Below are 7,404 nucleotides of genomic sequence, written 5' to 3'. Positions count from 1 at the left end.
TTTGGGATGTATATTTAGGGTTAACTGCTAAAACGATACAGCCAAACTTTTCAGCTACCGACTGTATTTTAAGTTTTAATTCTCCCCAAGAACAATCACGAATTAAGCAGTTTAATGCTCGTTTAGCTGATTGATTATTCTTTAAATATTTGCCGTTTTCATCTTGCTTCGGTTGACATTTTTTACTCATTCCCTGAATGTTTAAATCTTCGAGGACAATGACATCTGCTAACCTGACTAAATGATGAGCAATATTCCATTGGAATTAGGGGTCTTCGAGATATGGGGTGATAAGGAAAAGTTATCAGCTAAAGCAAGATAAAAAACGTCTACGCATATTTTCAAAGTTCATGAAGCCATAAGCCTGACGCTTTATCAGTTTGAGGCGATTATTGATTCCCTCCATCACACCGCTAGTTGTACGGCTCAAGAAATAGTTGCAAATTGTGTCAAGATGGTTCCGAACAGTTTTGACAGCATCAGTGTAAATACTCTGAGCTTTTTGCAGCCATCCTTCAAACTTATTCTTGCCAATATCCCGCTCTTTGCTGTTTTCATAGATGTCGCGAAAATCCTCTTTGAGTTCATGAGCTTTTCGCAACCGCTTTGATTGTTTTAAAACAGATTCTAGCTTTTCTTGCTCATCATCATTCAGGTCGTTTTGATTTTTGAGCAATAACCATTTTACCCCTTTAACTTTGACCTTGAATTTAATCTGTTTCCTGATTTCATTCAAGTTTTTGTTAACTGCTTTCATGACGTGAAATCTATCAACGACTATCTCGGCATTAGGAAACACTTCCTTGATAACGGCAGGAAACCCTCCCCACATATCTACACTGACTTCTTCTACTGCTTCTCTGACTTCTAACGGCTGCTGCATCAAGGCTTCAACGATATCTTCTTGTTGGTGAGAATCGATGACTTCGATTAATTCTCCTGCCTCTAGGTCACTCACTACTGTGACAAAATCTTTGTGCCCTTTCTGTTTCGATATCTCGTCTATTCCCACTCTCCTCACCTTCTGCCAACTTTTTTTTTGATTTCGTATTGATGCTGATGAATGCGGTTAACTTGATCCCATGAGAGATCCTCTTCTCGCCTAACTTGTTCAACACTACTTGCTATGACTCGCTCGTAAACATATTTTTCATATCGTTGGGTAAACCTCCTTCCCCGTTCCACGAACTCTAGCTCTTCTGTAAAATGCTTTTGACATTGCTCACAGTGAAATTGACGCTTGGGGATGTTGAGATATATGATTTGTCCAGATATTGGCAAGTCTCGGACTATCTTGGTTCGTGTTTGGTGTATCTTGTCTGTCTTGTTTTCACAATGAGGACAAGTCACTTCTTCTTCTAAACAATCTAGTATCAAAAATGTTTCTGTGCTTTCTTTGATTACATTTCTGATTCTTACTTTGGGGAGATTAATGAGGTCATCAAGAAGAAAATTCATAGTTTCTTTTTACATGGATATGTGTCTCATTATACCGCTATCCCCCCAAACTCAGAAGACCCCTCTTGTTTGAGTTTTTTGTCATTAAAGAGCCACCACAGAAGAATGTGCGTATCAAGCAAATAGTTTATTCCCATTGCTGTAATTCTTTTTCGAGCAAGGGTTCAAAAAAGGGATCTGAAAGTTTTCCGATGCGTAAGCCTGGGGTTCGAGGGGGTGGGGCTTTAGTGCGTTGAGGTGGATGACTTTTCTTAATGCAATCCCAATCGAAAGTAATGGATAAAATAGTGGATCTCGGCTAACTTTTCTTCTGGGATATCGTGTAATTCCTGAATGATTGTTTGCAGAAACATAGCAGATTGAATTCCATTTCTCATGGATCAATTATAACGATTTTCAGCCCTATGGATGACGATTCCCCCTCATGGCCAGCCGCTCCCTTCAAGATCTTGTGTCATGGTTCTGCCGTGACCGGCATAGGGGCAACGCGATCGCCCCCTCAATCCAAGGCTGATGGGGAGGACGGTTTCGCTGTTGGAGCCACAATCGAACGGGGCTAAGATTGAAGAGTTCCCTTTTTCCGTTGCCCATGGCTGTTGATCTGACCGTTGCCATCCCCACCTATAATGGCGCAACCCGTTTACCGGCTGTTCTGGCGCAACTCAAACAGCAGACGGGGACATCGATGATGTCTTGGGAAGTGCTCGTGGTGGACAACAACAGCACCGATCGCCTTGACCAGGTGGTACGTCAGATCCAAGGGGATTGGTTGCCCGATGTGCCCTTGCGCTATTGCAATGAGCCGCAACAGGGGGCGGCTTTTGCGCGGTTGCGGGCGGTGCAGGAGGCGCGGGGCCTGCTGATTGGGTTTTTGGATGATGATACGATTCCGGCGGTGAATTGGGTGCAGGCGGCTTGTTTGTTTGCGAAGAAATATCCGAGGGCAGGGGCGATCGGGAGTCAGATCCACGGCAACTATGAAGTGGAGCCGCCGCCGAATTTTGAGCGGATTGCGAGTTTTTTGGCGATTACGGAGCGGGGGACGGAGCCGCAACGGTATGAGCCGCAATTGAAGATGTTGCCACCGTCGGCGGGGTTGGTGGTGCGGCGGGCGGTGTGGCGGGAGCATGTGCCGGCGCGGCCGGTGTTGAGTGGGCGATCGCCCACCTCGATGCTCAACAGCGAAGACCTCGAAGCGATTATGCATATTCAAAATGCGGGTTGGGAAATCTGGTACAACCCGGCCATGGAACTGTTTCACCAAATTCCGGCGCGACGACTGAGCCGCGAGGGGTTGCTGTTTATCGTCCGGAGTACCGGGTTGGCGCGTCACCATATCCGGATGTTGCGCCTCAAACCTTGGCAGCGTCCGTTGCTGTTTCCCTTGGGGTGGTTGAATGATCTGCGCAAGGCGGGGCAATTTTTTTGGCAACATCGCGATCGCTTCGCCACGGATACGGTGCTGGCCTGTCAGATGGAATTTTTGCGATCGAGTGTGATCAGTCCATTTTATCTCTGGTGGCAACGATGGAAACGATAAGCTTGGCGATCATTCTGCCCGTGCGCAATCGCTGGCCCCAAACCTGCGCCATTTTGCAGCAACTCGACCACCAAGGCGCGATCGCCCATCATCCGGTGATCGTCGTGGATGACGGATCAACAGACGGCACAGCGGAGCAGATTCGCGCCCAATTTCCGGGAGTGACGGTATTACAAGGGGATGGCAATTTGTGGTGGACGGGGGCGATCGCCCTGGGCATGGACTACGCTTTGGGGCGTTATCCCCAGGCGGCGATCGTTTGGCTCAATGACGATATGACCCTGGCGGCGGACTTCATGACCCAATTGCAAACCGTGGCCCAGATGGCGGAGCAACAAGGGGCGATCGTGGGGGGTGTGGTGAGCGATCGCAACCATCCCGACTGGTACGCCTTTAGCGGCCTAGTGCAGGGGACACCGATCCGCCACCCCACCCAATGCCGCGATCGCCTCAATTCCGCCGACACCCTCAACGGCAACATCGTGATCATCCCCAACCCTGTCGCCCAAACCCTCGGCCTCCCTGATAGCCGCCGTTTTCCCCACTACGGCGGCGACTATGAATACACCGAACGCGCCAAACACCAGGGGATTCCGCTCCGGATTGCGCCACAATTGCAAGCCACCGTAGACTATCAACCCGCCGATGTGGTGCGTTATCTGCCGGTGTGGATGCAATGGTCGCTCGCGTCGGGGTGGCGGCAAAAATGGCAGATTATCCAGGGGGTGCGATCGCTCAAATTCCACCATAATATGTGGCATATTGTGAATCGGATGCATCTGTACGATCCCCAACTTCCCCGCTGGCGTTACGAATGGTTTTACCTCAAAAAAATCGGGCAATGCCTCGCCCATAGTCTCCTCCCCAAGGCGAAAATCCGCGCCCAAATTACCCACCATTGCCAAACCCTCGCCATTCCCCCCGATCTGATTGACGTTATCCTCAAACCCCTATGAAAGTTCTCCACCTCAGCTATTCAGACCTCGACGGTGGCGCGTGCCGGGGAACCTACCAACTCCATAAAGCCCTCCAGCGCATCGGTGTTGATTCACAAATGTTAGTGCTCAAAAAAGACAGCACCGACCCCAGCGTCATCGGCCCCACGGAAAAAGCCACCGAACTGATCGCCAATAGCCTCCGGGGCGTGATCGATCGCTACCCCCTCCGCCGCTATCCCCAGAAAAAAACCTACGTCTTTTCCCCCGCCATTTTCCCCCCGCCAGAGTTGGCGAAAATCCGCGCCGTTAACCCCGATGTGATTAATCTCCATTGGATCAATAAAGGCTTTCTCACCCCGGAAAGTCTGCCCAAGTTAGGGAAGCCGTTGGTGTGGACGCTGCAAGATATGTGGTCAATGACCGGGGGCTGTCACTATTCCGAAGGGTGCGATCGCTTCACCGCCCAATGTGGAGCCTGTCCCCTCTTGGGTTCAACCCAGGAGCAGGATTTATCCCGCAAACTCTGGCAGCGCAAGGCCAAAGCCTGGGCTAATCTCGATCTGCATATCGTCGGGGTGAGTCAATGGGTGGCCGACTGTGTGCGGCGCAGCAGTTTGTTGCACCGCTATCCCGTGGACGTGATCGGCGAAGCGATGGACACCACCATTTTTAAACCCCGCCCCAAAGCCCAAGCGCGGGAACTGCTGAACCTGGACTGCGATCGCCGTTACATCCTCTTCAGCGCCCTCAACCCCACCCGCGACAAGCGCAAAGGCTTCGCCTACCTCCAGCCCGCCCTCCAACAGTTACGCGACCTCCCCAACACGGAACTGCTGATCCTCGGTACAGATCAACTCGACCCCAGCCTCGACATCGGCCTCCCCGCCCGCTATCTCGGCAAACGCTTCGATGATCTCTCCCTCGCCCTCGCCTACAATGCGGCGGATGTGGCGGTCGCCCCTTCCCTAGAAGATGCCTGCCCCAAGGGAGCCTTAGAACCCTTGGCCTGTGGTGTGCCGGTGGTGAGTTTTGATGCCACGGGTTTAAAAGATATTGTGGAACATCAGGTCAACGGCTACCGGGCGGCCTGTTTTGAGTCGGAGGATTTAGCGCGGGGCATTCAGTGGGTGTTAGATCAGGAGGGGGATACCTTGGCGATCAACGCCCGCCGCACCGTGGAAACCCGATTTTGGCCCGACGAAGAGGCCCGCCAATATCTCGCCATCTACGAAAAAATCACCGGTCGGGCATAGTTTCACTTGACGTAATGCCAGCCCTTACAAATCATATTTCTGTAACGGTTAACGAACATATGGAATAAAGTTCATTAGGATTGTAGTGAAGACAATTCAGATTTTTCGTTGAGATCATGTCTAAAGAACGAGTCACAGTATGGGTTGGCGTTGTGAGTCTAGTGTTAGGTGCAATGACGCTGGGTTGGACGGTGTATACCGAGCGGATTCCGTTGGAGATATCAGAAAAAAGTCAGTTTATTTGTTCCCGGCGATCCCAAGAGGGTGGGGAAATTTGGACGGTGTTATATCAGAAGCCCAATCAACCCCCGAAGGATTGGCTCTATATGGTGGAGGAGATGGGCGACGGTTGGAATACAAATTTCCGGTGTAATGATGTTGCGGATCGGATGAACCTCTACAAGGAGGTGGGGTTACTGGCGTTTGATTATCGTAAGGATGAGAAAACACCGCAGCAATGGGTGATCTGTGCGCGAACGAAGGCAACCCAGAACTGTTCCCCTGTGGTGACGCTGATGCCGGGAAGTGAGGCGGAGGCACTGGAGGCGTTATATCGGGTGGCGGGGGCGTTGATGCCGGGAGAGCCAGGGAGCTATCAGAGTTCAGCACCGATAACAGGGGAAAAGTCGGCCCACATTCCGTTAGAGGCGATGTTGTCGGAGGATTAAGGGTGCAAGGGTTGCGCTCTTATGGATGGGTAATGTGAGTAGGGCGGGGTGCATCTGTCCGCTATTGATTGAGTTTTGCGAGGATGGTTTTGCGGTTATTGGTTGCTAATGCATGATTGGGGTCAATGGCCAGGGCTTTATCAATCGCGGCGAGAGCCTCTTGATTACGATTCAGCAGATGTAAACTCCATCCTTTATTATTCCAAGCGAGAGCATGATCAGGATTAATGGAGATCGCTTTGTCATAGGATGAAATCGCCTCTTCGTGTTTCTCTAACGCTGCTAACGAATTGCCACGGTTATTCCAAGCAAAAGCATAATCAGGATCAATGATGATCGCTTTTTCATAGGATGCGATCGCTTCTTCGTATTTCTCTAACGCTGCTAACGAATTGCCACGGTTATTCCAAGCAGCAGCAAAATCAGGATTAATGGCGATCGCTTTGTCATAGGATGCGATCGCTTCTTCGTATTTCTCTAAATTAGCTAACGAAGCACCGCGACCATTCCAAGCGAAAGCATAATCAGGGTTAATGGCGATCGCTTTGTCATAGGATGCGATCGCTTCTTCGTATTTCTCTAACGCTGCTAACGAAAGGCCACGGTTATTCCAAGCATCAGCATCATCAGGATTAATGGCGATCGCTTTGTCATAGGATGCGATCGCTTCTTCGTATTTCTCTAAATCATCTAACGAATTGCCACGGCCTAACCAAGCGTTAGCATAATCAGGATTAATGGCGATCGCTTTGTCATAGGATGCGATCGCTTCTTCGTATTTCTCTAACGCTGCTAACGAAAGGCCACGGTTCCTCCAAGCGATAGCATAATCAGGATTAATGGCTACTGCTTTGTCATAGGATGCGATCGCTTCTTCGTATTTCTCTAACTTGTAAAGCGACCAACCACGATTATTCCAAGCGATAGCATAATTCGGGTTTAGGGCCACCGCCCGATCAAAATAGGACAGCGCTTCCTGATAGTTCTTTTCATTCAGCAACGCTGTTCCCTGCTCAGACCAAGCCTTCGCCGTTCCTGCCGCCATATCCGGTAACTGTGCCACCAGTGTCGGCAATTGTCCCTGCAACTTTGCAATCGGGATTGCCAAACGGAACTCCGCCTCCTCACGGCCATGCACCCCCATCACCTCACCCCACTGATTCACCAACGGCCCGCCACCCATGCCCGCCACTGAATTGTTCGTATAGGCGATGTCATACCCTTCCGGATTGCCCAAATTGACCGCTGAGATTTGTCCCACGGCTGCCTGCTGCTGAGACAGCGCCTTATCACCCCTATCAGGGAAACCAAACAGATAAACCCGGTCAAGTTTTTTGAGCGTGCCGGAATCTCCCAAAGGCAATGATCCATAGGGACAGCCGCCACCGGGCGCATTAAACGTCACAATCGCCAGATCCAGATCCTCCGACATCTGCACCGCCTTAGCGGGGATTGGCCCTTGGTTAACGATGTCCGAATCGTGGGTCGAAATAGCAATCAAATTGCTGGGCTTGACCACATGAGCCGCCGTCGCCACCGTGCAAACC

At 50.6% G+C, this 7,404-nt stretch carries 7 protein-coding genes and 2 pseudogenes; 4 read left to right on the top strand and 5 right to left on the bottom strand.

All coding sequences use genetic code 11. The annotated features are described in order from the left end of the window. The 4 genes and pseudogenes from PN477_RS17205 to PN477_RS20950 all read right to left on the bottom strand — a co-directional run. Positions 1 to 265: pseudogene (locus PN477_RS17205) on the bottom strand (RNA-guided endonuclease InsQ/TnpB family protein); the annotation flags it as partial. Between the two features lie 39 nt (positions 266 to 304). Then, entirely contained in the window at positions 305 to 1,012 is a 708-nt protein-coding gene (locus tag PN477_RS17200; protein ID WP_272115390.1) for an ISL3 family transposase, read from the bottom strand. A 5-nt stretch (positions 1,013 to 1,017) separates the two neighbouring features. Further along, positions 1,018 to 1,458 carry a transposase family protein gene (locus tag PN477_RS17195; RefSeq protein WP_272115392.1) on the bottom strand — a complete coding sequence of 147 codons (441 nt, stop codon included), beginning with the start codon at positions 1,456 to 1,458 and terminating at the stop codon, positions 1,018 to 1,020. Between the two features lie 127 nt (positions 1,459 to 1,585). After that, positions 1,586 to 1,811, bottom strand: a pseudogene (locus PN477_RS20950) (hypothetical protein). Between the two features lie 236 nt (positions 1,812 to 2,047). Between PN477_RS20950 and hpsE the strand changes: the two are divergent. The 4 genes from hpsE (at position 2,048) to PN477_RS17175 (ending at position 5,857) form a co-directional block, all read left to right on the top strand. Continuing rightward, on the top strand, positions 2,048 to 2,998 hold the full coding sequence (gene hpsE, locus PN477_RS17190; RefSeq protein WP_272115394.1) for a hormogonium polysaccharide biosynthesis glycosyltransferase HpsE: 951 nt from the start codon (positions 2,048 to 2,050) through the stop codon (positions 2,996 to 2,998). Beyond that, entirely contained in the window at positions 2,986 to 3,954 is a 969-nt protein-coding gene (locus PN477_RS17185; RefSeq protein ID WP_272115396.1) for a glycosyltransferase family 2 protein, read from the top strand. Before hpsE ends, PN477_RS17185 begins: the two co-directional genes overlap by 13 nt. Beyond that, positions 3,951 to 5,189, top strand: a complete 1,239-nt coding sequence (locus tag PN477_RS17180; RefSeq protein WP_272115398.1) for a glycosyltransferase family 4 protein — start codon at positions 3,951 to 3,953, stop codon at positions 5,187 to 5,189. The genes PN477_RS17185 and PN477_RS17180 overlap by 4 nt, the downstream gene beginning before the upstream one ends. Before the next feature lie 116 nt (positions 5,190 to 5,305). Further along, the gene (locus PN477_RS17175; protein WP_272115400.1) at positions 5,306 to 5,857 is read left to right on the top strand and encodes a COP23 domain-containing protein; all 552 of its coding nucleotides are present in this window, start codon (positions 5,306 to 5,308) and stop codon (positions 5,855 to 5,857) included. A 61-nt stretch (positions 5,858 to 5,918) separates the two neighbouring features. Here the strand turns inward: PN477_RS17175 and PN477_RS17170 are convergent. Then, on the bottom strand, positions 5,919 to 7,404 hold a 1,486-nt coding region (locus PN477_RS17170), incomplete at its 5' end, for a serine protease (RefSeq protein ID WP_272115402.1).

It is taken from the genome of Spirulina subsalsa CS-330 (assembly GCF_028330765.1).
Classification (GTDB): Bacteria; Cyanobacteriota; Cyanobacteriia; order Cyanobacteriales; family Spirulinaceae; genus Spirulina; species Spirulina subsalsa_A.
The sequence above is the reverse complement of the archived record's forward strand: the minus strand, read 5'-3'. Positions and strand labels throughout refer to the sequence as shown.

Excerpts from the sequence above, each read along its gene's own strand:
- PN477_RS17180 (WP_272115398.1), top strand. The coding sequence starts at position 3,951 with ATGAAAGTTCTCCACCTCAGCTATTCAGACCTCGACGGTGGCGCGTGC.
- PN477_RS17185 (WP_272115396.1), top strand. The coding sequence starts at position 2,986 with ATGGAAACGATAAGCTTGGCGATCATTCTGCCCGTGCGCAATCGCTGG.
- hpsE (WP_272115394.1), top strand. The coding sequence starts at position 2,048 with ATGGCTGTTGATCTGACCGTTGCCATCCCCACCTATAATGGCGCAACC.
- PN477_RS17195 (WP_272115392.1), bottom strand. The coding sequence starts at position 1,458 with ATGAATTTTCTTCTTGATGACCTCATTAATCTCCCCAAAGTAAGAATC.
- PN477_RS17175 (WP_272115400.1), top strand. The coding sequence starts at position 5,306 with ATGTCTAAAGAACGAGTCACAGTATGGGTTGGCGTTGTGAGTCTAGTG.